We start from the raw sequence: 20,907 nt of genomic DNA, 5'->3' as shown, positions 1-20,907 counted from the left end.
GGACCTTCAAGAGATTTCATGGCGGGTTGGTGGAACGCAACCTACTTTCCGGACATATCTCCCTGCGTAGGCGAAATACGCGGAATGCTGTCCCCTAGGGAATCCGGTACCCGTACTCCCCCAGGAGTAGGAACAACCCCGTACCCAGGGACGACGACGGAACGGGCGGGGCCAGGCATGGTGGGAGGTATGGACGACCACGGTACGGACCGCAGAGGCGAGTCGTGAGCGCACTGACGATCTCGGTGCTGCTCTGCCTGGTGTCCGCCGTCGCCTATGCGGCCGCCGCCATCGTGCAGGAACGCATCGCCGCCCTCCCCGGCGGCGCCCGGCAGGTGCTCACCCGCCCTGCCTGGTGGGGCGCGGTGGCACTCACCGGCCTCGGCGCGGGCCTGCATGTGCTGGCCCTGGCCTACGGTCCGCTGAGTCTGGTGCAGCCACTGGGGGCGCTGACCATAGTCTTCGCGCTGCCCATGGCCGCCTGGTTCGTCCGCCGCCCGGTCGGGGCGGCCGGCTGGCGGGGGGCGTTACTGGCCACCGCCGGGCTGGCCGGGCTGCTCACCCTGACCGGCCCGCCGCGCACCGAGCACCTCGCCGGCTCCGAGCGCCCCGCGCTCGCGCTGGGGGTGCTCGGTGCGATGGCCGGGCTGATGCTCGCCGCGCACTGGAGCAGACGCCCGGTGGTGCGCGGGGTGGTGCTGGCCACCGCGGCCGGCGCCGCCTTCGGGATGGCCTCGGTGTTCACCAAGGCCGTCGCCGAGGATCTCACCGCGCACCACCTGGCCGCCCTGGGGGTGAGCCTGGGCGCCATAGCGCTGCTGGCCCCCGCGGGCATGCTGATCTCCCAGTCCGCCTACCGGGGCGCCGGGCTGGCGGCGCCGCTGGCCACCCTGACCGTGGTCAACCCGGTGGTGGCCGCGGCCGTGGGCATCGTGGTGCTGGGCGAGGCCTTCCGGTACGGACCGGCCGGCGCCCTGCTGGCCGTGGCGGCCGGCGCGGTCACCGCCGCCGGAGTGGTGGTGCTGACCTTCCGGGAGGCGGACCTCACCGCCCCCGCGACCGCACCGTCCCCGGCCCTGGAGGCACCGGCGCCGATGCCGGCGCTGCCCGGCCGGCCCCCGGAGACCCTGGTGCCCAGAGCCCGTTCCCGCGGCCGGCGGACCATGGCCCGCTGTGGTTCCAAGTCGGCCTGAGGGCCAGTCCGTTCGGGCCGTGGTGCGGACGGGCTCCCCGCGCCACCATGGGGCCGTCGCCCCCTGGAAGAGGAGAGCCCGTGGACTTCGACGTCGTGGTGGAGATCCCGCAAGGCAGCCGCAACAAGTATGAGATGGACCACCAGCGCGGCCGCATCCGGCTGGACCGGCTGCTGTTCACCTCCACCCGCTACCCGGCCGACTACGGCTATGTCGAGGGCACCCTGGGCGCCGACGGTGAACCGCTGGACGCCCTGGTGCTGGCGGGCGGCGAGCCCACCTTCCCGGGCGTGGTGATCCGCTGCCGGGCGATCGGGATGTTCCGGATGCGCGACGAACAGGGCGAGGACATCAAGGTGTTGTGCGTCCCGGCCGCCGACCCCCGCCAGGAACACCTGCGTGACCTGCGGCACTTGCCGCAGTTCGACCGGCTGGAGATCCAGCACTTCTTCGAGGTCTACAAGGAACTGGAGCCGGGCAAGTCGGTGGACGGGGCCTGTTGGGGCGACCGGGCGGCGGCGGAACGGGAGATCACCGCGTCCCGGGCCCGCGCGGAAGGGTGACCGCCCGGCCGGCACACAGCTTGATGCGGTACAACGAGCCATGGCCAAGTACCGCGCCGCCGTCCCCCTTCTCGCAGTAGCCGCCGGCTTCGCGGTACTGCAACTCTGCTATGCCGTCGTACACATGGACCTGGGCTGGGACGAGACCGTCTACCTCTCCCAGCTGGATCCCCGTACCCCCGCCGCCTACTTCAGCGCCCCGCGCTCCCGCGGCATCAGCCTGCTCGCCGCTCCGCTGATCGCCGTCACCTCCTCCGTACTCACCCTGCGCATCGCCCTGGCCCTGCTGTCCGCGGCCGCGCTCTATGCCGCGTTCAAGGTGTGGGAACCCCTGCTCACCAGGGGCCGGACCGCCCTGGCGGCGCTGCTGTTCGCCACCTTGTGGATCACCGTGCTCAGCGGCCCCGAGGTGATGCCCAACCTCTGGCTGGCGCTGGCCGCGGTGGCCGCCACCGGCTGGTTCCTGCGGGCCCGCGACGGCGCGCCACAGCGCCGCAAGGCGCTGATCTGGCTCACCGCCACCCTGGCCGCCGCCACCCTGCTGCGCGCCCCGGACGGCGTCTGGCTGGCCTTTCCCCTGCTCGCCGCCGGTGCGCTGGCCCGGCCCTGGCGCCGCCCGGCGGTGGCCGGCGCCGTCCTGGGCGGACTGGCGCTGGGCGGCCTGCAGTGGGCCATCGAGGCATATATCCGCTTCGGCGGCATCCTGCAACGGCTGTCCGACTCCAGCGACACCGAGGGCGGCATGGGCCAGAAGCCGGGCGCCGGGGTGGGCGCCGCCTTCCGCAGCCTGGACGGGCCCCAGCTGTGCCGCCCCTGCCATATAGCCGCCCCGCCGCTGACCCACACCCTGTGGTGGCTGCTGCTGCCCGCGCTCGCCCTGGCCGCCTGTGCGCTGGCCGTCCGCCGGCCACAGCCCGCCGTCACCCTGCTCCCGGTCGCCGGTGCGCTCTCCCTGGCCGTGCCCTATCTGCTGCTGCTCGACTACGCCGCCCCGCGCTTTCTGCTGCCGGTCTACGCCCTGCTGGCGTTGCCCGTCGCCGACCTCGCGGTCCGCACGGTACGGGCACTGCCCGCCCCGGCCGTCCGGGCCCCGGCCACCGCCCTGCTGTGCGTGGTGCTCGCCGGCCATCTCGCCGTCCAGCTGGGGGAGTTGCGGTACAACACCGCCGACGCCCGGGACACCGCGGTGCGTTACCGGCGCGCCGCCCAGGAGCTGGGCCGGCTGGGCGTGCGGGCGCCCTGCCTGGTCACCGGGCCACGCGCCCAGCCCATCGGCTATGAGGCGGGCTGTGCCTCGGCCCAGACCATGGGCAACAACCGCTCGACCACCACCGCCGGCCTGCTGCGCGCCGCGGCCGCCGAACCCCTGGCCGTGCTTTTCGACCCGGCCGACGGCTATCTGCCGCCGTACGCCCGCCACTGGCACCGGCACCCGCTGCCGGGCACCAACTGGAGCGTGTACCTCCGCTGACCGTGCTCAGGCCTGCCGCAGCAGCGCGGCCACCCCGGAGTCCACATCCAGCAGCCCGGCCTCACCGCCCGCCGGCACCAGGGCGTAGGAGGCGGTCAGAAAGCCGCGCAGCTCCTCGGTGTCGATCTGCACCATGGCCACCCCCTCCCGCGCATGGAACTCCAGCACCGTGCGGCGCGGCCCGCACGGCCACACCCGGACATCACCCCGGCCCGCCGGGGTCAGCAGACCACTGGCCAACAGCTCGCGGGCAAAGGCCCACTGGACCTCCGCGCCGTCCAGCGAGACGGCCGGGGGAAAGGAGATGTGCACCGCATAAGGATCGGTACGCGCATAGCGCAGATGGGCGGGAACCGCGCGGGGCCGGGCGGCCGAAGCGATGAGCCGAGCCTGAACGGCCTGGTCGATGACAGTGGACAACGCCTGCTCCCTTGCGGATGGTTGGCTTGCGGGTGACGTCCGGGTGGTGGTGTCCTTGGGCCTTCGCAGGGTGAGACGGCGGAACGACATCCGTAGTGCTTGATTCAAGAGTGATATACGTCACTGCCCTTGGAAACCAAGGCAATTGTGGTTTTCTATGAGGATTCCCAAGCAAACTCACAAGCGTGGCAAACCCGTTGGGACCGGTCATGGCCCTGCGGACACGCGCGGACCGGGGACCGGCCACCGGTCCCCGGCCGGAAGCGCGGGGTCGAGTTACTGACGATTCGGTTTGGGCTGCCGGTACTGTTCCAGGGCCGGCGCGGTCTTGGTGGCATAGAACTCGGTGATCTCGTACTCGCACACCCCCGCCACCGAGAAGGGATCGCTCCTGGCGATCTCCTCGATCTTGGCCCGGTCCTCGCCCACCGCCAGGATCACCCCGCCGTCCCGGGGCTCCTTGCGGCCGGAGGCGATAAAGACTCCGGATGCGTAGTGCGCGTCCAGCCAGGCCAGATGCTCGGGGTGTGCGGCTTCCACCCGGTCCAGGGGCGCGATATACGTCAGCTCCATCACGAACATGATCGACAGGCTACGACGCGCAGGGGCGGGTCCCGTAACGTGCCGCGTTATGAACGACAAGTCCGACCATCTGCCGCCCGACTGGCCCACCACCGAGGCCGGGGCCCGCGCCGTCCAGGACGAACTGCGCGGCCGCGTCATCCTGGACGAGCCCGGTCCGGCACCGGGCGCGCCGCTGCTGGCCGTCGGGCTGGACGTCGCCTACGACGACGAGCGGGATGTGGTCGCGGCGGCGGCCGTGGCGCTGGACGCGCACACCCTGGAGGTGGTCGAGGAGGCCACCGCCGTCGGCCGGGTCGCCTTCCCCTATGTTCCCGGCCTGCTGGCCTTCCGGGAGATTCCCACCGTGCTGGCCGCGCTGGAGCGGCTGACGGTCACCCCCGGCCTGCTGGTCTGCGATGGCTACGGTCTGGCCCACCCGCGCCGCTTCGGGCTGGCCAGCCATCTGGGGGTGCTGACCGGGCTGCCGGCCGTGGGCGTGGCCAAGAACCCCTTCACCTTCCGGTACCAGGATCCCGGCCCCCGGCGCGGGGACAGCTCGCCCCTGCTGGACGGCGGCGAGGAGGTGGGCCGGGCGCTGCGCACCCGGACCGGCGTCAAGCCGGTGTTTGTCTCGGTGGGCCACCGGGTGAGCCTGGACGCCGCCTGTGCCCAGGTGCTGGCCCTGACCCGTGGCTTCCGCCTCCCGGAGACCACCCGCGCCGCCGACTCCCTGTGCCGCCGGGCGCTGGCGGCGGAGACCGGCGCCGAGTAACGGGTGGGCGGCTGGGCAGCCTACGCGCCGAAGGCGCGTGCATCCCACCCCCGGAGGCGGCCGAAAATGAGATCCCAACTGACCGGTGTCGTACCCCCGTTGTGCACCCCGTTCACCCCACGGGGCGAGGTGGACACCGCATCCCTCACCAGCCTCGTCAACCGCACTCTGGACGCCGGGGCAAGCGCCCTCTTCGCCCTCGGCACCAGCGGCGAGGCGGCCTTCCTCACCGACCCCCAGCGCCGCACCGTCCTGGAGACGGTGGCCGAGGCGGCCGCGGGCCGGGTCCCGGTGCTGGCGGGCGTCATCGATATGACGACCCCCCGGGTGCTGGCCCACGCCCGTACCGCCGCCGCGGCCGGGGCCACCGCGCTGGTGGCCACCGCCCCGTACTACACCGGCACCCATCCCGCCGAGACCGCCGACCACTACCGCCGCATCCGCGCCGCCGTGGACCTGCCGCTGATCGCCTATGACATCCCGCCCGCCGTACACGGCAAGCTCCCGGCGGCGACCCTGCTGGCCCTCGCCGAGGACCGCACCCTGGCCGGGCTCAAGGACAGCAGCGGCGACCTGGGCAGCCTGCGCCGCCTGCTGGTGGCCCTGCGCGAACGTGGCCTGGAGGATGTCTTCTCGGTACTCACCGGGTCGGAACTCACCGTGGACGGAGCCCTGTTGGGCGGTGCCCAGGGGGTGGTCCCGGGGCTCGGCAACGTCGATCCGGCCGGCTATGTGCGCCTGTACGAGCATGCCCGGGCCGGCCGCTGGCCGGCGGCCGCCGCCGAACAGGACCGGCTGGCCGCCCTGTTCGCGCTGGTGGACGCGGGCGCCGGAACACCGCCCGGAATGAGCGGCTCGGCCTCCGCCCTGGCCGGCTTCAAGACCGCCCTGCACCTGCTGGGCGTCATCGGCCACCCGGCCACCGCCGCCGGGTATCTGCTGCCGGAGCCCGCCGTGCGCACCGTCCGCGCCCTGCTGGCCGGGGCCGGACTGCGCTGACAGTGGTGGGGGCTAGCGTGAGCGGTACCCAGCACCAGACCCCCGGAGGCACCGCCGCCATGGCCGACCCCCTGAAGACCCGCGCCCGAGTCCGTGAGTTCGCCCTGTCCCTGCCCGGGGCCGTGGAGGAGTTCCCCTGGTCGGACCATGCCGTGGCCAAGGTCAACAAGAAGATCTTTGTCTTCCTGGGCGCGGACGGGGACACCGGGACCGCCCGCATCAGCGTCAAGCTCAAGAACGAGGAGGCGCACGGCCATGCCCTCGCCGTCCCGGGTGCCACCCCCACCGCGTACGGCCTGGGCCGGGCCGGCTGGGTGACCGTCCCGCTGACCGGCGAGAGCGCCCCGGCGGAGCTGCTGTGCGACTGGGTCGAGGAGAGCTACCGGGTGGTCGCCCCCAAGCGGCTGATCGCCCGGCTCGACGGCTGACCGTCAAAAGGGCCCGCCCGGCGCCGACTTGCGCCGCCACGCGGGGGCTTGTGAAAACTGGAACACGTTCCTAGCATCCGTAGCATCACGAGTGTTACAGCAGTTGTGTCATAGCGGGGTCATCACCACCTGGGGGCTGTATGGCGGCGACGGAAAGCGGCCCACCGGCCGGAACGGAAGACGGCCCGCTCGCCGGAGTGCGGGTGCTGGAACTGGCCGGCATCGGCCCCGGCCCCTTCGCCGCCATGCTGCTGGCCGACCTCGGCGCCGATGTGGTGCGGGTGGACCGCCCCGGCGGCCCCGGCCTGCACATCGACCCCCGCTTCGACATCACCAACCGCAACAAGCGTTCGGTGCTGCTCGACCTCAAGAGCGAGCAGGGGCCGCCCACCGTGCTGGCCCTGGCGGAACGGGCCGACATCCTGCTGGAGGGCTACCGCCCCGGGGTCGCCGAACGGCTGGGCGTCGGCCCCGAGCAGTGCCTGGAACGCAACCCCCGCCTGGTGTACGGAAGGATGACCGGCTGGGGCCAGCACGGCCCGCTCGCCCATACCGCCGGCCATGACCTCGGCTATATCGCCGTCACCGGCGCCCTCGCCCTCACCGGCGAGCCCGGTGAACCCCCCTGCGCCCCGGCCAATCTGCTGGGCGACTACGCCGGAGGCTCCCTCTACCTGGTCATCGGGGTGCTGGCCGCCCTCCAGCACGCCCGTACCACCGGCACCGGCCAGGTGGTGGACGCCGCCATCGTGGACGGCACCGCCCATCTGACCGCCATGCTGCACGGCATGCTGGCGGCCGGCGGCTGGCAGGACCGCCGCCGGGCCAATCTGCTGGACGGCGGCGCCCCCTTCTACGGCACCTATCGCACCGCCGACGACCAGTACATGGCGGTGGGCGCGCTGGAAGAGCGGTTCTGGGCCGAGTTCACCCGGCGGCTGGGCATCGGGCACCTCACCGGCGCCCGCACCGACCCGGCCCGCTGGCCGGAGCTGCGCACCGCCATCGCCGAGCGCTTCCGGCAGCACACCCGCGCCCACTGGAGCGAGGTCTTCGCCGGCTCCGACGCCTGTGTGGCCCCCGTCCTCTCGCTGCGCGAGGCCCCGCACCATCCGCACCTCGCCGAGCGCGGCACCTTCACCGAGCACCAGGGCATCACCCAGCCCGCACCCGCCCCGCGCTTCTCCGCCACCCCCGGCGCGCTGCGCCGTCCCCCCGCTCAACCGGGCGCCCACACCACCGAAGTCGCACGGGACTGGGGTGTCGCCCTCCCCGGCCAGAAGGGACAACAGCCATGAAGCGCCAGCTCTTCGAGGCCGAGCACCATGCCTTCCGGGAGACCGTCCGGACCTTCCTGGCCAAGGAGGTCACCCCGCACTACGAGCAGTGGGAGCGGGACGGCATCGTCTCCCGCGACGCCTGGCGCGCGGCCGGCCGGCAGGGGCTGCTGGGCTTGGCCGTGCCCGAGGAGTACGGCGGCGGAGGCACCGCCGACTTCCGCTACAGCGCCGTGCTCACCGAGGAGTTCACCCGGGCCGGGGCGCCCGGCTTCGCCATCGGCCTGCACAACGACATCATCGGCCCGTACCTCACCTCGCTGGCCACCGAGGAGCAGAAGCAGCGCTGGCTGCCCGGCTTCTGCTCCGGGGAGCTCATCACCGCCATCGCCATGAGCGAACCGGGCGCCGGCTCCGACATCCAGGGCATCCGCACCACCGCCACCGAGGACGGCGACCACTGGGTGCTCAACGGTGCCAAGACCTTTATCTCCAATGGAATCCTGGCCGACCTGGTGATCGTGGTGGCCAGAACCACCCCCGAGGGCGGCGCCAAGGGCCTGAGCCTGCTGGTGGTGGAGCGGGGCATGCCCGGCTTTGAACGCGGCCGAAATCTGGACAAGATCGGCCAGAAGTCCCAGGACACCGCCGAGTTGTTCTTCACCGATGTCCGGGTGCCCAAGGAGAACCTGCTCGGCGAGCGCAATGGCGCCTTCGTGCACCTGATGCACCACCTGCCCCAGGAGCGGCTGTCCATCGCGGTGGCCGCCATCGCGGCCGCCGAGCACCTGCTGGAGATCACCACCGGCTATGTCAAACAGCGCGAGGCCTTCGGCCGTCCGCTGGCCAAGCTCCAGCACATCCGCTTCGAGATCGCGGAGATGGCCACCGAGTGCGCCGTCACCCGTACCTTCCTGGACCGTTGCATCGCCGACCACAGCCGGGGCGAGCTGGACACGGTGCATGCCTCGATGGCCAAGTGGTGGGCGACCGAGCTGCAGAAGCGGGTGGCCGACCGCTGTCTGCAACTGCACGGCGGCTATGGCTATATGACCGAGTACCGGGTCGCCAGGGCCTTCACCGACGGCCGTGTCCAGACGATTTACGGCGGCACCACCGAGATCATGAAGGAGATCATCGGCCGTTCCCTGCTCCGCTGATCACCCCCAACCACCCGGAAAGGCACCCCAGTTGAGTACCGAAGCCTATGTCTACGAGGCCATCCGCACCCCGCGCGGGCGCGGCAAGGCCAATGGCGCCCTGCATGCCACCAAGCCCATCGACCTGGTGACCGGACTGATCCGGGAACTCCGCGACCGCTTCCCGGGCCTGGACCCGGCCGCCATCGACGACATTGTGCTGGGCGTGGTCAGCCCGGTCGGCGAACAGGGCTCCGATATCGCCCGGATCGCCGCCATCGCCGCCGGGCTGCCGGACACCGTGGCCGGCGTCCAGGAGAACCGCTTCTGTGCCTCCGGCCTGGAGGCCGTCAACCTGGCCGCGGCCAAGGTCCGTTCCGGCTGGGAGGACCTGGTGCTGGCGGGCGGCGTGGAGTCGATGTCCCGGGTGCCGATGGCCTCCGACGGCGGCGCCTGGTTCGGCGACCCGATGACCAACCTGGACACCGGCTTCATCCCGCAGGGCGTGGGCGCCGACCTGATCGCCACCATCGGCGGCTTCACCCGGCACGATGTGGACTCCTTCGCGGCCCGCTCCCAGGAACTGGCCGCGGCCGCCTGGAAGGACGGCCGCTTCGACCGCTCCGTGGTGCCGGTACGCGACCGCGCCGGCCTGGTCGTGCTGGACCGGGACGAGCACCCGCGCCCCGGCACCACCGCCGAGAGCCTGGCCGCCCTCAAGCCGTCCTTCGCCGGCATCGGCGAGGCCGGCGGCTTTGACGCGGTGGCACTGCAGAAGTACCACTGGATCGAGAAGATCGACCATGTCCACCACGCCGGCAACTCCTCCGGCATCGTGGACGGCGCCGCCCTGGTGGCCATCGGCAGCCGCGCGGTGGGCGAACGTTATGGCCTCACCCCCCGGGCCCGGATCGTCTCCGCCGCGGTCTCCGGCTCCGAGCCCACCATCATGCTCACCGGCCCCGCCCCCGCCACCCGCAAGGCACTGGCCAAGGCCGGGCTCACCATCGAGGACATCGATCTGATCGAGATCAATGAGGCCTTCGCCGCGGTGGTGCTGAGGTTCGCCCAGGACATGGGCATCGGCCTGGAGAAGATCAACGTCAATGGCGGCGCCATCGCCCTGGGCCACCCGCTGGGCGCCACCGGGGCCATGCTGCTGGGCACCGTGGTGGACGAACTGGAGCGGCAGGACAAGCGCTATGGCCTGATCACCCTGTGTGTGGGCGGCGGCATGGGCATCGCCACCGTCGTCGAACGCCTCTAGCGAAGAGTCCGAGCCGTCAGACAGGTCCCGGCCACCACCCCCTCACGGAGATCCCCGACATGAGCCAGAGCAGTCAGAACAGCAAGACCATCCGCTGGGAGCGGGACGGCGAAGGCGTCGTCACCCTCGTCCTGGACGACCCCAACCAGTCCGCAAACACCATGAACCGCGACTTCCAGGCATCGCTGACCGAGGTCGCCGACCGCCTGGAAGCCGAACGGGACTCGGTCCGCGGCATCATCGTCACCTCCGCCAAGAAGACCTTCTTCGCCGGCGGCGACCTGCGCGAACTGATCGCCATCACCCCCGACCGGGCCCAGCAGGCCCTGGACGCCTGCCAGCAGGTCAAGCGCGACCTGCGCCGTATCGAGACCCTGGGCGTGCCGGTGGTCGCCGCCCTCAACGGCGCCGCGCTGGGCGGCGGTTACGAGATCGCGCTGGCCTGTCACCACCGGATCGCCCTGGACGCCCCCGGATCGAAGATCGGCCTGCCCGAGGTCACCCTGGGCCTGCTGCCCGGCGGCGGTGGCGTCACCCGCACCGTACGCCTGCTGGGCATCACCGACGCCCTGCTCAAGGTGCTGCTCCAGGGCACCCAGTACGACCCCCGGCGCGCCCTGGAAGCCGGACTGGTCCATGAAGTCGCCGGCAGCGTGGACGAGATGCTGGCCCAGGCCCGGGCCTTCATCACCGCCCACCCCAAGTCCCGCCAGCCCTGGGACGCCAAGGGCTACAAGATCCCCGGCGGTACGCCCGCGCACCCCAAGTTCGCCGCCAACCTCCCGGCCTTCCCGGCCAACTTGCGGAAGCAGACGGGCGGCGCGCCCTACCCGGCCCCGCGCAACATCCTGGCCGCCGCCGTGGAGGGCTCACTGGTCGACTTCGAGACCGCCCAGCTGATCGAGTCCCGCTACTTTGTGGACCTGGCCACCGGCCAGACCGCCAAGAACATGATCCAGGCCTTCTTCTTCGACCTCCAGGCCGTCAACGCCGGCCGCAGCCGCCCGGCCGGCATCGAGCAGCGCCCGGTGCGCAAGGTGGCGGTGCTGGGCGCCGGGATGATGGGCGCCGGCATCGCCTACTCCTGCGCCAAGGCCGGCCTTGAGGTCATCCTCAAGGATGTGTCCCTGGACAACGCCCGCAAGGGCAAGGCGTATGCGGAAGGCCTGCTCGCCAAGGCACTGGCCAAGGGCCGTACCACCGAGGCCAGGCGTGATGAACTGCTGAGCCGGATCACCCCCACCGCCGACCCGGCCGACCTGGCCGGCTGTGACACGGTGATCGAGGCGGTCTTCGAGGATCCGGCCCTCAAACACCGGGTCTTCCAGGAGATCCAGCACATTGTGGCCCCCGACGCCCTGCTGTGCTCCAACACCTCCACCCTGCCCATCACCGTGCTCGCCGAAGGGGTGGAGCGCCCCGCCGACTTCATCGGCCTGCACTTCTTCTCGCCCGTCGACAAGATGCCGCTGGTGGAGATCATCAAGGGGGAGCGGACCGGCGAGGAGGCACTGGCCCGCGCCTTCGACCTGGTGCGCCTGATCCGCAAGACCCCCATCGTGGTCAATGACTCGCGGGGCTTCTTCACCTCCCGGGTCATCGGCCAGTTCATCAACGAGGGCGTGGCCATGGTGGGCGAGGGCGTGCCCGCCGCCTCCGTGGAACAGGCCGCCGCCCAGGCCGGCTACCCGGCCAAGGTGCTCTCCCTGATGGACGAGCTGACCCTCACCCTGCCGCGCAGGATCCGTGAGGAGACCCGGCGGGCGGTGGAGGCGGCGGGCGGCACCTGGACCCCGCACCCCGCCGACACCGTCATCTCCCGCATGGTGGAGGAGTTCGGCCGCACCGGCCGCAGCGGCGGCGCGGGCTTCTACGACTATGACGCGGAGGGCAAGCGCGGCGGCCTGTGGCCCGGACTGGCCGAACACTTCGGCAAGGAGCAGGCGGCCGTCCCCTTCGAGGACATCAAGGAGCGGATGCTCTTCGCCGAGGCGCTGGACACCGTGCGCTGCCTGGAGGAGAACGTCCTCACCTCGGTCGCGGACGCCAACATCGGCTCCATCCTGGGCATCGGCTTCCCCGGCTGGACGGGCGGCGCGCTGCAGTACATCAACGGCTACCCGGGCGGCCTGCCCGGATTCATCGGCCGGGCACAGGAGTTGGCGGCCACCTATGGCGAACGCTTCACCCCGCCGGGGCTGTTGCTGGCCAAGGCGGAGAAGGGCGAGGTCTTCACGGACTGAGGGGGGCGCCCCGTCAGGGGCGCGGGGCGGATACCTCATGCGGCTCCGCCGCGTCGGCGCGACCAGCCACGGACGGCCCGCACCTCAAGGCGCACGGCCCGAACCCCGCAGCCCCTGCCCGGAATCGGATCCCGAACCCGCTTGATCCTTTCGATGCGGGCCCAACCGGGTTAAATTTTCCGGGTGACGAGACACATCGCGTTCGATCGCCTTCACAACTTCCGTGACCTGGGCGGCTATCGCACCGACGAGGGCCGCTCCCTGCGCTGGCGGCGCCTCTACCGCTCGGACTCGCTGGGCAAGCTCCAGGGCCAGGACCTCGACCGCTTCCGCGCACTTGGCATCCGCACCGTGATCGACCTGCGCTACCCCTGGGAGATCGAGGCCAGGGGAGCGGTCCCCGGCCGCGACGGGCTGAGTTACCACAACCTCAGCATCGAACACCGCCCTTATGACCAGGCCGAGATCGACCCGGCCCTGGACCCCTGGCGCTACCTCGCCGACCGCTATGCCGAGGTGGCCATGGACGGCGCCAAGGAGATCCGGACTGCGCTGGAGGTCATCGCCGACGGGGACGGCGGACCGCTGGTCTTCCACTGCGCCTCCGGCAAGGACCGCACCGGCCTGATCGCCGCGCTGGTGCTGTCCCTGCTGGGCGTCTCCGAGGACGACATCGCCGCCGACTTCGCCGTCACCGAACTGGCCACCGCCCGGCTGCTGGCCGACTGGCAGGCCGCCCACCCGGACCGGACCATGCGCTGGCCCGGCTATGGCCGGGCCCCGGAACAGGTGATACGGCTCTTCCTGGCCGACCTCGCCGCCGCCCATGGATCGGTACGCGGCTACACCACCGAAGTCCTCGGCGTGGACGAGCAGTTGGCCGAGCAGCTCCGCAACTCGCTCCTCACCCCGGCAGGTTCCGCGTGATCCACCCCATTGAACTGGTCATCTTCGACTGCGACGGGGTGCTGGTGGACAGCGAACCCCTGGCGGTCCGGGCCAATGTGCGCATCGGCGCCGAACTGGGCTGGCCGCTGACCGAACAGGATGTGCTGAACCTGTTCGTCGGCCGGTCCGCCGTCTCCGTGGAAGCCGAGATCGCCTCCCGGCTGGACGAGGAGGCGGCCGCCGTCTGGGCCGCCCGGTTCGAGGAACTGCACCGCACCGCGGTGGACGCCGAGTTGACCGAGGTGGCGGGCATCAGCGAGGCGCTGGCCGCCATCACCCTCCCCACCTGTGTCGCCTCCAGCGGCACCCACCACAAGATGCGCCACACCCTGGGCGTCACCGGCCTCTACCCGCACTTCGAGGGCCGTATCTTCAGCGCCACCGAGGTGGCCCATGGCAAGCCGGCCCCCGATCTGTTCCTGCACGCCGCCGCCACCATGGGTGTGGCGCCGGCCGCCTGTGCGGTGGTCGAGGACAGCAAGTACGGAGTCCAGGCGGCCCGCGCCGCCGGAATGCGCTCCTTCGGCTACGCGGGCGGACTCACCCCCGCCGACTGGCTGGCCGGTCCGGACACCGTGGTCTTCGACGATATGCGCAAACTGCCCGCCCTGCTGGCCGAGTTCGGATGACCATGGCAAGCAACGCGGGCTACGCGGCCGAGGCCGACCGGCTCGCCGTTCAGTACGAGAGCGTGAGCTTCGCCCACGTCCACCGGCACACCCTGCATCTGTTCCCCGACCCGCCCGGCCGCGTCCTGGACATCGGGGCGGGCACCGGCCGGGACGCGGCCGCCCTCGCCGCACGGGGCCACCGGGTGGTGGCCGCCGAGCCCACCGCCGAGCTGCGGGCACACGGCCAACGCCTGCACGCCGACCAGGACATCGAGTGGCTGGACGACGCGCTGCCCGAACTGCCGCTGCTCACCGCCCGGGACGAGCGCTTCGACCTCATCCTGGCCAGCGCGGTATGGATGCACCTGGACCCGGCCCGGCGCCGCACGGCCATGGCCCGGGTCACCGGACTGCTGGCGCCCGGCGGCCGGTTGGTGCTCTCCCTGCGTCATGGCCCGGTGCCCGCCGGGCGGCGGATGTTCGAGGTGCCGGCCCAGGAGGTCATGGAGTCGGCCCGGGAGCACGGCCTGGCCGTCCTGCACCATGCCGAGGACGGGGACAGCCTGGGCCGGGACGGCATCCGCTGGAGCCATCTGTGCCTCGGCCGCGACCGGGCACGATGAGATCAGCCCAGGTGCCGGGCGAAGAACGCCCCCAGCCGGTCGCGCACCGCGGGCACCGAGCGGGCCGGGTCGACGGTGCCCACCAGCCGGTCCCGGCTCTCCGGGCTCATCAGTCCGGCCGCCTGCAACTGCGGTGCCAGGGCCGCGTAGTCGGTGAACACCCAGTGCCGGGCATGGCCGAGCCGGTCCCGGCCGGCGTGACCATGGGAGTGCGCCAGCGTGGCCGCCCAGGAGGATTCATAGGGCCGGCCCTGGAAGCCGTCGGTGCCCAGCAGAAGCAGCGGGCGGTCGGCCCCGTCCCGGGCCACCGGGAACAGTTCCCCCGACGGCTGGTCCAGATAGCCCTCCAGGTTGACCGCGGCCGCGACGCGGCGGTCCCGGTGCATCACCTCCGCCACCGCGGTACCGCCCGCGGAGTGGCCGTAGACCCCCACCCGGCGCAAGTCCAATGCCCGGCCGAGGTGCTTGGGCAGGGGCCGCCCGGCGGCATCCGGGTTCCGTCCGGCCGCCAGCTCGGCCAACTGGTCCAGCACAAAGCGCAGATCGGCGATCCGGATGTCGATCAGAGCGCGGAACAGCCTGGGGTCATCGCGTGGGTCGGCCCGGAGAATGGTGTCCCGGACCAGCTTCCGGCCCTTCCGGGGCACCGGGAACTCGACCTCGCTGCCGTCCCCGGGGTGATCCACGGTCACCACCACCCGTCCATGGCCGGCCAGTTCCTCGGCCAGCGAGGTGCCCAGAGTGCGCGGGTCACCGCCGCCCGGGCTGTAGAGCAGCACCGGCCGGCGCTCCGGCCGCGCGGGCGCGCCGAGGTGGGCGTGGGTCCGGGTGGCCGCCCAGTCCACCCCCGACACGGGCAGGCCGTGTACCGGTACATCGATGTCCTGAAAGTGCGGCACGGCCTGTGGCGTCAACTGCCGGGTGACCGGATGGCCATGGGTGCTCAGCGCGGGATAGAAAACGCTGACCATCACCTCCCGCATCGGACTGCCGTCCCAGGGATCCCGCCGGCGCCGGTCCACCAGATACAGGGTGGTGACTCCCAGCGGGCAGGGGCCGGTGGGCGGCGGCAGCCGCAGGGTGCGGCCCTCCGCGGTCCGGGCCCGCGCGGTGCCCGGCAGCAGCGGGCCGGCGGCGGCCAGGGCGGTGGAACGGAGGAGGGTCCGTCGGTCTACAGTGCGTGAGGAAAGGGCCATGGCCCAAAGGCTGCCGCCCGGCGGGCCGGCCGGGCGATGCTTTGGACCCTGCCCTAAACGATGGTGCGGCGCCGCCAAGGAGCGTAGTGATCCGGATCCACCTCACGGCCGCCGACTTCGCCGCCGTACGGTTCGCACCCCGCCCCGCTCAACTCCACGAACTGCACAGCGCCCTGCTGATGCTGTCCGGCCGGGAACACCAACTGCTCTACGGCCGCTGGCGGCAACGCCTGCTGCGCACCCTGCCGCCGGCCGCCGAACCACTGGCCGACCTGGTGCCCGGCGGCCGGGCGCCCGCCTTCCTCGATGTCCTCGCCCCCACCCTGCCACAGGGGCTGGACGCCCTGCGGTCCCTCAGCCCGGAGTTCGTCCGCGCCGAGCTCGAGCGGGTCTACGCCAACTCCCCGGCCCCGCCCTGGATCCGCGGCCTGCACCAAGGCGAGGCCACCGCCTGGCGCACCGTGGGCCATGCCCAGCGCGCCGCCTTCGACACGGTGCTCGGCCCCGTCTGGCCCCTTGTCCAGGACCTGCACCGGGCGGAGTTCACTCGGCACGCCATGACCGTCGCCGAACATGGCATCGGCACGGCGCTCGGCACCCTGCTACCCGGCTCCCGACTCCACGACGGCCGCTGGGAGCTGGCGGCCCCCTTCGACCGTGATATCCACCTCCACGGCCGGGGCCTGCTGCCTCAGCCCACCTTTCACTGGACCGGCCATCCGCTGCTCGCCGACCTGCCCGGCCGGCCCCTGGCGCTGACCTATCCCGCGGGCCCCGGACTGCCGCTCACTCCGGACGGCGGCGGGAACCCCGAGGGCGCCCTGGCCGCCGTCCTGGGCCGGACCCGCCTGCGGCTGCTGCTCCTGCTCACCGAGGAACACTCCACCGGCGAGCTGGCCCGTCGCCTGGGCGTCAGCGATGCCACGGCCTCGGCCCACACCGCGGCCCTGCGTGGCGCGGGACTGATCACCACGGTCCGTGCCGGGCGGGGGGTGCGGCACCGGATAACCGCCTTGGGCGGCCTGCTGGTCGGCGGCCTGGACGGCCCACCGGCCGGCTGAGGCCTGGGCGGCTATTCCCCGGGGCACTGCTTCCAGGAGAAGTGGTAAAGGGTGTTGACGCTGCCGTCCGTGGAGTCCATCGACAGCAGGCTGGTCGTCGTGGTCGGATCCGACGTTCCGGCGTCCACCCGTAACTCGGTGTTGATGTTGAAGTAGCGCATGGCTCCGCAGGGCGCGTAGACCAGGGAATTGATATCCGTGGTGTCGGACGCCTGCCAGTCGTCGCTCGCCGGACCGGTGAAGTGGTGCTCGGTGTAAGTGGTCTGCGGCATGCCCTGGAAGTAGTAGTTGGCCCTTTCCAGGCCCTTGGCTCCCTTTTCCAGATGGGCGAAGCCCCGGTAGTCGGCGCCGGCCACCGCGTAGGTGAAGCCCTGCGGAACATGCATATTCAAGCTGAGCTGGCAGTTCTTGCGGAAGTCCGTCGGCTTGGTGCCGACGCCCACTTGAGCGGTGTATTCGCTGTAGGACACGGTGAAGGCGGTGTTGTCCGGGGAGACCAGCACATTCGCCGTCCCCGCGGGGCAGCCCGAACCATTGACGGACACCACATCGATCACGATTTTGTCCGGCGGCGGCGCCCCGGTCACAGGAGCGGCCATGGTCGGCGAAATCGAAGCCGCCAGCAGCGCCGCTCCCGCGCTGGCGACCATCACCGGTCTGAGCATGGAGATCCCTTTCCCTCGGCCAGGCCCCCGTCGGCCATCACCAAGGCGTCGTCAGCGACGCCCTGTTCACCACCTCAGGGGCATTCCTTCCAGGAGAAGTGGTAGAGGGTGTTGATGCTGCCGTCCGTGGAGTCCATCGTCATAAAGCTGTTGGTCGTCGACGGATCCGAGGTGCCCGCGTTCACTCGCAGCTCGGTGTTGACATTGAGGATCCGCTCCGCGCCGCACGGGGCGTAGACCAGGGAGGCGGAGTCCGTGACATCGGTGGTCTGCCAGTCCTCGGAGAGCGGGCCGGCGAAGTTGTGGGTCACGGAGGTCGTCCGCGACATGCCCTGGAAGTAGTAGCTGGCCTTCTCCAGGCCGGTGGCCCCGCTCGCCAGGGAGCCGAAGCCCCGGTAGTCGGCCTCGGCGATGGCATAGGTGAAGCCCTGCGGGACATGGATGTTCAGGCCGAGCTGGCAGTTCTTGCGGAAGTCGGTCGGCTTGGCACCGAACCCCACCTGGGCCAGGTAGTTGCTGTACGAGATGGTGAAGCCGGTGTTGTCCGGCGCGACCGCCACCGCGGCCGTTCCGGCGGGGCAGCCCGAGCCATTGACGGACACCACATCGATCACGACCCGGTCCGGCGGCGGCGGACCGGCCTTGGCGGTGGCCGATGAGGGCGAGGCCATGGCGGTCATAAGCGCCACGGCCGCACTGCCGATCACCATTGATCTCAACATGGGGATTCCTCCTACCGCTTCGCGGGTGGATTCCGCGCGGTCCATGCCACCGCCAACCCAAAGACATGCACAGGTCAAAATTGAGCCGACTCCGGATACGGCCGCCGCGCGCTCCCCGCCCTTAGGGTGGCGCTCAACCCGGGGCAGCCCCGGGCGACCGCCGAGCCAGGAGGACGGTGACATGCCGGATCATCCGACGCCGACGCAGGACGGCCTGCCCCAGGAGGCCGTACAGGAGCGGCGGTTGCGCCGGGACCTCGGCTTCTGGGCGCTGACGGCGATCGGCTTCTCCAATATCGTCGGCTCCGGTTGGCTGTTCGCCGCCATGTACGCGGCTCAGGCGGCCGGACCCGCCTCCCTGCTGACCTGGGTGGGCGCGGGGGTGCTGTGCGGGCTGGTGGCCTTGGTCATGATCGAACTGGGTGCCTCACGGCCGGAGGGCGGCGGGACGGTCCGCTGGCCGCTGTACGCCTCCGGCCGGGTGGTCGGCACCCTCGTCGGCTGGTCGGTCCTGCTGTCCGTGGGCGGCACGGCGGCCGAGATCAGCGCGATCATGCAGTACGCCAACCACTATCTGCCCGGCCTGTACAACGGCCATACGCTCAGCGCCAAGGGCCTGGGCGTCGCGGTCGCGCTGAGTACGGTACTGACGGCGCTGAACTGGTTCGCGGTACGGACGTTCGCACGGCTGAACAACCTGGTGTCCGCCTTTAAAATCATCATGCCGATCGTCACGGTGGCCGCGCTGCTCGCCTCCGGATGGCACTCCGGACGCCTGACCGACCACGGCGGATTTGCGCCTTACGGTTATGCGGCCTGTCTGTCCGCACTCGCCGGCGGCGGGGTCGTCTACTCGGTCAACGGCTTCCAGGCCCCGCTGGACTTCTCCGGCGAGGCCCGCCATCCCCGTAGAACCATCCCCGCCTCGGTGCTCACCGGCATCGGGCTGGCCCTGCTGATGTATCTGGCCCTGCAACTGGCCTTTCTGTTCGCCGTCCCGGAGAGCCTGCTCGGCCATGGCTGGCAGGGCGTCAACTTCGAGTCGCCCTTCGGTGAGCTGGCGCTGATCTTCAATCTGCACTGGCTGTCCACCCTGCTCTATGCGGACGCCGTTGTCTCGCCGGGCGGATCGGCGTATGTCGGCGTGGCGATCGACGCCCGGCACACCTATGCCCTTGCCAAGAACCGCACCCTGCCCCGCATCTTTATGCATGTCAGCCAGCGCAATGGCATCCCGCACCCGGCGCTTGTGCTGAACCTCGCCGTGATCATCGTCTTTCTGCTGCCGGTCGGCGGCTGGCAGCGCATCGTCAGCATCATGGGCGATATGTACCTGCTGATCTACGCCGCCTCGGCGGTGGCGGTGGCCGTCTTCCGGCGGGAACCCGGCGCACGCATGGCCGGCTGGGTACCCGGCCTGCGCTGGATCGCGCCGGTCAGCTTTGTGGTGGCAAGCGAGTTTGTGTACTGGTCGGGCTGGCACGATCTGCGGCTGGCCCTGCCGCTGGTGCTGGCCGGCCTGCTGATCTTCCTGGTGATGCGGCGCTCCTACCCGGACGGCTCCCCGCTCGCCGCCGAACTCCGCACCGGCGCCTGGCTGATCGTCTATCTCGCGGCTCTGACGGCCCTCTCCTGGCTCGGCTCCTTCAAGGGCTCGGGCCGGCTGCCCGCCCCCTATGACTCCCTCTTGGTCGCCTGTGTGGCGCTGGGCATCTTCTTCTGGGCAGTGCGGGCGGGCCTGCGGCAGTTGACCGCCGGGGCGGCGGTCAACCCCCACGGCGGGCCGGAGAGTTGACGGAGACAAGCCGCCAAGGCGCTGCAGAGCGCGGTGATGTGCACCTTGGTGGACAGGCAGGCGCCGTCCGTGGCCCACTCCGGCTGACCGCCGGTCGCCGCCGCCGGGGTCCTGGCCGGCCTGCCCCACCTGGACGCGCGGTGAGCTGCCCGGGCGCCGGGTCGACAACCTCGCCCACTCAACCGGCGCCCGCCTGCTGGGCCGTGTAGCAGCGGCACCGGTCCGAGCTACGTTCAGCTCAGCGGACGACTCCGCCACCACGCGGGCGCGCCCTCAATGGGCACGCCCAGGCTTCCCTCAGTAGTGCAGGACGGCGCTGTCCGTGCCGTCCGAGTTGGAGTCGCCCGTCCAGTGCACATGAACGAAGCCCACATAGTCGTGGCCCTGGGCGGGATTGGTCAGCTCGATGCCGAGGTGCTGGTAGCCGTTCTGGCAGGAAACCGCCTGGGACGTGGCGAAGGACCAGCTGGTCTTGTCGAAGACCCCGAAGTCCATATAGCAACGGGAGTCGATGTTGCCGAAGTTGAGGTAGGCGTCGGCGCCGATGCGGCCGTTGTTGTGGTCGGAGATGCACACGTTCTTGTAGGTGGGGCCGGCGCAGCCACCTCCGGTGGAAGCGGAGGCGGTACCGGTGCCCGCCACGGCCATCGTGGTGGTCAGCGCCGCCGCGGCGAGGGCCATACCGGCGCCGCGCCTGATCGTCCGTGCACGCATAACAAGCTCCTTGGTCCGCAAGGCCGGCCGCTTGTCGGCCGGTTGACTGCGTGCACTGTGGCGAGGGCCGATCAACACGGCATAAACGCCGGCTCTACCGGCCGGCCACCACCAGCCGACCCGTATCGCAACGGCATTGTGCCTAGACGAGTCTTTCCGAATGCCTGCGGGCATGAGGCGAGGGTGCTCAAGATCCGTTTGTGACGACGAACTTGACCACCCTCGTGACCGCACTC

21 protein-coding genes are annotated in these 20,907 nt (G+C 71.3%); 15 read left to right on the top strand and 6 right to left on the bottom strand.

The annotated features are described in order from the left end of the window. The first annotated feature begins 224 nt into the window (after positions 1–224). The 3 genes from ACIHFE_RS08425 to ACIHFE_RS08415 all read left to right on the top strand — a co-directional run bounded on the left by ACIHFE_RS08425 (position 225) and on the right by ACIHFE_RS08415 (position 3,227). Positions 225–1,193: a DMT family transporter gene (locus tag ACIHFE_RS08425; protein ID WP_400105061.1), complete on the top strand. Its 969-nt coding sequence runs from the start codon at positions 225–227 to the stop codon at positions 1,191–1,193. A gap of 80 nt (positions 1,194–1,273) precedes the next feature. After that, a complete protein-coding gene (locus ACIHFE_RS08420) occupies positions 1,274–1,756 on the top strand; it encodes an inorganic diphosphatase (RefSeq protein WP_400105060.1) in 483 nt (160 codons plus the stop codon). Between the two features lie 40 nt (positions 1,757–1,796). Continuing rightward, a complete protein-coding gene (locus ACIHFE_RS08415; RefSeq protein WP_400105059.1) occupies positions 1,797–3,227 on the top strand; it encodes a hypothetical protein in 1,431 nt (476 codons plus the stop codon). A 6-nt stretch (positions 3,228–3,233) separates the two neighbouring features. Here ACIHFE_RS08415 and ACIHFE_RS08410 read toward each other — a convergent pair whose 3' ends face one another. Together ACIHFE_RS08410 and ACIHFE_RS08405 are read right to left on the bottom strand one after the other, a co-directional pair. Continuing rightward, positions 3,234–3,647 carry an SsgA family sporulation/cell division regulator gene (locus ACIHFE_RS08410; RefSeq protein WP_400105058.1) on the bottom strand — a complete coding sequence of 138 codons (414 nt, stop codon included), beginning with the start codon at positions 3,645–3,647 and terminating at the stop codon, positions 3,234–3,236. Positions 3,648–3,923: 276 nt separating this feature from the next. Further along, entirely contained in the window at positions 3,924–4,229 is a 306-nt protein-coding gene (locus ACIHFE_RS08405; RefSeq protein ID WP_400105057.1) for a YciI family protein, read from the bottom strand. A 49-nt stretch (positions 4,230–4,278) separates the two neighbouring features. Between ACIHFE_RS08405 and ACIHFE_RS08400 the strand changes: the two genes are divergently transcribed. From ACIHFE_RS08400 to ACIHFE_RS08355, 10 genes are all read left to right on the top strand, one after another. After that, positions 4,279–4,983, top strand: coding sequence for an endonuclease V (locus ACIHFE_RS08400; RefSeq protein WP_400105056.1), 705 nt, complete (start codon positions 4,279–4,281; stop codon positions 4,981–4,983). A 66-nt stretch (positions 4,984–5,049) separates the two neighbouring features. Continuing rightward, positions 5,050–5,982 carry a dihydrodipicolinate synthase family protein gene (locus ACIHFE_RS08395; protein WP_400105055.1) on the top strand — a complete coding sequence of 311 codons (933 nt, stop codon included), beginning with the start codon at positions 5,050–5,052 and terminating at the stop codon, positions 5,980–5,982. A gap of 59 nt (positions 5,983–6,041) precedes the next feature. Beyond that, the gene (locus ACIHFE_RS08390) at positions 6,042–6,410 is read left to right on the top strand and encodes an MmcQ/YjbR family DNA-binding protein (protein ID WP_400105568.1); all 369 of its coding nucleotides are present in this window, start codon (positions 6,042–6,044) and stop codon (positions 6,408–6,410) included. A 140-nt stretch (positions 6,411–6,550) separates the two neighbouring features. Further along, a complete protein-coding gene (locus ACIHFE_RS08385; protein WP_400105054.1) occupies positions 6,551–7,708 on the top strand; it encodes a CaiB/BaiF CoA transferase family protein in 1,158 nt (385 codons plus the stop codon). Next, complete coding sequence (locus tag ACIHFE_RS08380) at positions 7,705–8,847, top strand: acyl-CoA dehydrogenase family protein (RefSeq protein WP_400105053.1); 1,143 nt, start codon at positions 7,705–7,707, stop codon at positions 8,845–8,847. Before ACIHFE_RS08385 ends, ACIHFE_RS08380 begins: the two co-directional genes overlap by 4 nt. A 31-nt stretch (positions 8,848–8,878) precedes the next feature. Continuing rightward, positions 8,879–10,093 carry an acetyl-CoA C-acetyltransferase gene (locus tag ACIHFE_RS08375; RefSeq protein WP_400105052.1) on the top strand — a complete coding sequence of 405 codons (1,215 nt, stop codon included), beginning with the start codon at positions 8,879–8,881 and terminating at the stop codon, positions 10,091–10,093. 59 nt (positions 10,094–10,152) lie between these two features. Continuing rightward, a complete protein-coding gene (locus ACIHFE_RS08370; RefSeq protein WP_400105051.1) occupies positions 10,153–12,336 on the top strand; it encodes a 3-hydroxyacyl-CoA dehydrogenase NAD-binding domain-containing protein in 2,184 nt (727 codons plus the stop codon). A gap of 183 nt (positions 12,337–12,519) precedes the next feature. Next, positions 12,520–13,263, top strand: a complete 744-nt coding sequence (locus tag ACIHFE_RS08365; protein WP_400105050.1) for a tyrosine-protein phosphatase — start codon at positions 12,520–12,522, stop codon at positions 13,261–13,263. Continuing rightward, positions 13,260–13,913, top strand: a complete 654-nt coding sequence (locus ACIHFE_RS08360) for an HAD family hydrolase (protein ID WP_400105049.1) — start codon at positions 13,260–13,262, stop codon at positions 13,911–13,913. Before ACIHFE_RS08365 ends, ACIHFE_RS08360 begins: the two co-directional genes overlap by 4 nt. A gap of 2 nt (positions 13,914–13,915) precedes the next feature. Next, a complete protein-coding gene (locus ACIHFE_RS08355; RefSeq protein WP_400105048.1) occupies positions 13,916–14,518 on the top strand; it encodes a class I SAM-dependent methyltransferase in 603 nt (200 codons plus the stop codon). A gap of 2 nt (positions 14,519–14,520) precedes the next feature. Here ACIHFE_RS08355 and ACIHFE_RS08350 read toward each other — a convergent pair whose 3' ends face one another. Further along, the gene (locus ACIHFE_RS08350; RefSeq protein ID WP_400105047.1) at positions 14,521–15,714 is read right to left on the bottom strand and encodes an alpha/beta hydrolase; all 1,194 of its coding nucleotides are present in this window, start codon (positions 15,712–15,714) and stop codon (positions 14,521–14,523) included. A gap of 86 nt (positions 15,715–15,800) precedes the next feature. On the opposite strand from ACIHFE_RS08350, the gene ACIHFE_RS08345 reads away from it, so the two are divergent. Continuing rightward, entirely contained in the window at positions 15,801–16,775 is a 975-nt protein-coding gene (locus tag ACIHFE_RS08345; RefSeq protein ID WP_400105046.1) for a winged helix-turn-helix domain-containing protein, read from the top strand. 11 nt (positions 16,776–16,786) lie between these two features. Here ACIHFE_RS08345 and ACIHFE_RS08340 read toward each other — a convergent pair whose 3' ends face one another. Together ACIHFE_RS08340 and ACIHFE_RS08335 are read right to left on the bottom strand one after the other, a co-directional pair. Continuing rightward, positions 16,787–17,440 (bottom strand): DUF4360 domain-containing protein, encoded by a 654-nt coding sequence (locus ACIHFE_RS08340; protein WP_400105045.1) that lies wholly within the window; start codon positions 17,438–17,440, stop codon positions 16,787–16,789. Between the two features lie 74 nt (positions 17,441–17,514). Further along, the gene (locus ACIHFE_RS08335; protein ID WP_400105044.1) at positions 17,515–18,162 is read right to left on the bottom strand and encodes a DUF4360 domain-containing protein; all 648 of its coding nucleotides are present in this window, start codon (positions 18,160–18,162) and stop codon (positions 17,515–17,517) included. Between the two features lie 181 nt (positions 18,163–18,343). Between ACIHFE_RS08335 and ACIHFE_RS08330 the strand changes: the two genes are divergently transcribed. Beyond that, positions 18,344–19,957, top strand: coding sequence for an APC family permease (locus ACIHFE_RS08330; RefSeq protein WP_400105043.1), 1,614 nt, complete (start codon positions 18,344–18,346; stop codon positions 19,955–19,957). 297 nt (positions 19,958–20,254) lie between these two features. Here ACIHFE_RS08330 and ACIHFE_RS08325 read toward each other — a convergent pair whose 3' ends face one another. Beyond that, positions 20,255–20,671 carry a hypothetical protein gene (locus ACIHFE_RS08325; RefSeq protein WP_400105042.1) on the bottom strand — a complete coding sequence of 139 codons (417 nt, stop codon included), beginning with the start codon at positions 20,669–20,671 and terminating at the stop codon, positions 20,255–20,257. Positions 20,672–20,907 lie beyond the last annotated feature (236 nt).

Origin of the sequence: Streptomyces sp. NPDC052396, from assembly GCF_044593195.1 — a bacterium.
In the GTDB taxonomy this organism is placed as follows: Bacteria; Actinomycetota; Actinomycetes; order Streptomycetales; family Streptomycetaceae; genus Streptomyces.
Note: the sequence above shows the minus strand (reverse complement) of the source record. Positions and strands in the feature narration are given on the sequence as shown.

Bases quoted from the DNA above. Each gene is read 5' to 3' on its own strand.
- ACIHFE_RS08370 (WP_400105051.1), top strand. From the start codon at position 10,153: ATGAGCCAGAGCAGTCAGAACAGCAAGACCATCCGCTGGGAGCGGGAC.
- ACIHFE_RS08380 (WP_400105053.1), top strand. From the start codon at position 7,705: ATGAAGCGCCAGCTCTTCGAGGCCGAGCACCATGCCTTCCGGGAGACC.
- ACIHFE_RS08415 (WP_400105059.1), top strand. From the start codon at position 1,797: ATGGCCAAGTACCGCGCCGCCGTCCCCCTTCTCGCAGTAGCCGCCGGC.
- ACIHFE_RS08330 (WP_400105043.1), top strand. From the start codon at position 18,344: ATGCCGGATCATCCGACGCCGACGCAGGACGGCCTGCCCCAGGAGGCC.
- ACIHFE_RS08405 (WP_400105057.1), bottom strand. From the start codon at position 4,229: ATGTTCGTGATGGAGCTGACGTATATCGCGCCCCTGGACCGGGTGGAA.
- ACIHFE_RS08400 (WP_400105056.1), top strand. From the start codon at position 4,279: ATGAACGACAAGTCCGACCATCTGCCGCCCGACTGGCCCACCACCGAG.
- ACIHFE_RS08335 (WP_400105044.1), bottom strand. From the start codon at position 18,162: ATGTTGAGATCAATGGTGATCGGCAGTGCGGCCGTGGCGCTTATGACC.
- ACIHFE_RS08395 (WP_400105055.1), top strand. From the start codon at position 5,050: ATGAGATCCCAACTGACCGGTGTCGTACCCCCGTTGTGCACCCCGTTC.
- ACIHFE_RS08340 (WP_400105045.1), bottom strand. From the start codon at position 17,440: ATGCTCAGACCGGTGATGGTCGCCAGCGCGGGAGCGGCGCTGCTGGCG.
- ACIHFE_RS08350 (WP_400105047.1), bottom strand. From the start codon at position 15,714: ATGGCCCTTTCCTCACGCACTGTAGACCGACGGACCCTCCTCCGTTCC.
- ACIHFE_RS08385 (WP_400105054.1), top strand. From the start codon at position 6,551: ATGGCGGCGACGGAAAGCGGCCCACCGGCCGGAACGGAAGACGGCCCG.
- ACIHFE_RS08390 (WP_400105568.1), top strand. From the start codon at position 6,042: ATGGCCGACCCCCTGAAGACCCGCGCCCGAGTCCGTGAGTTCGCCCTG.
- ACIHFE_RS08355 (WP_400105048.1), top strand. From the start codon at position 13,916: ATGGCAAGCAACGCGGGCTACGCGGCCGAGGCCGACCGGCTCGCCGTT.
- ACIHFE_RS08325 (WP_400105042.1), bottom strand. From the start codon at position 20,671: ATGCGTGCACGGACGATCAGGCGCGGCGCCGGTATGGCCCTCGCCGCG.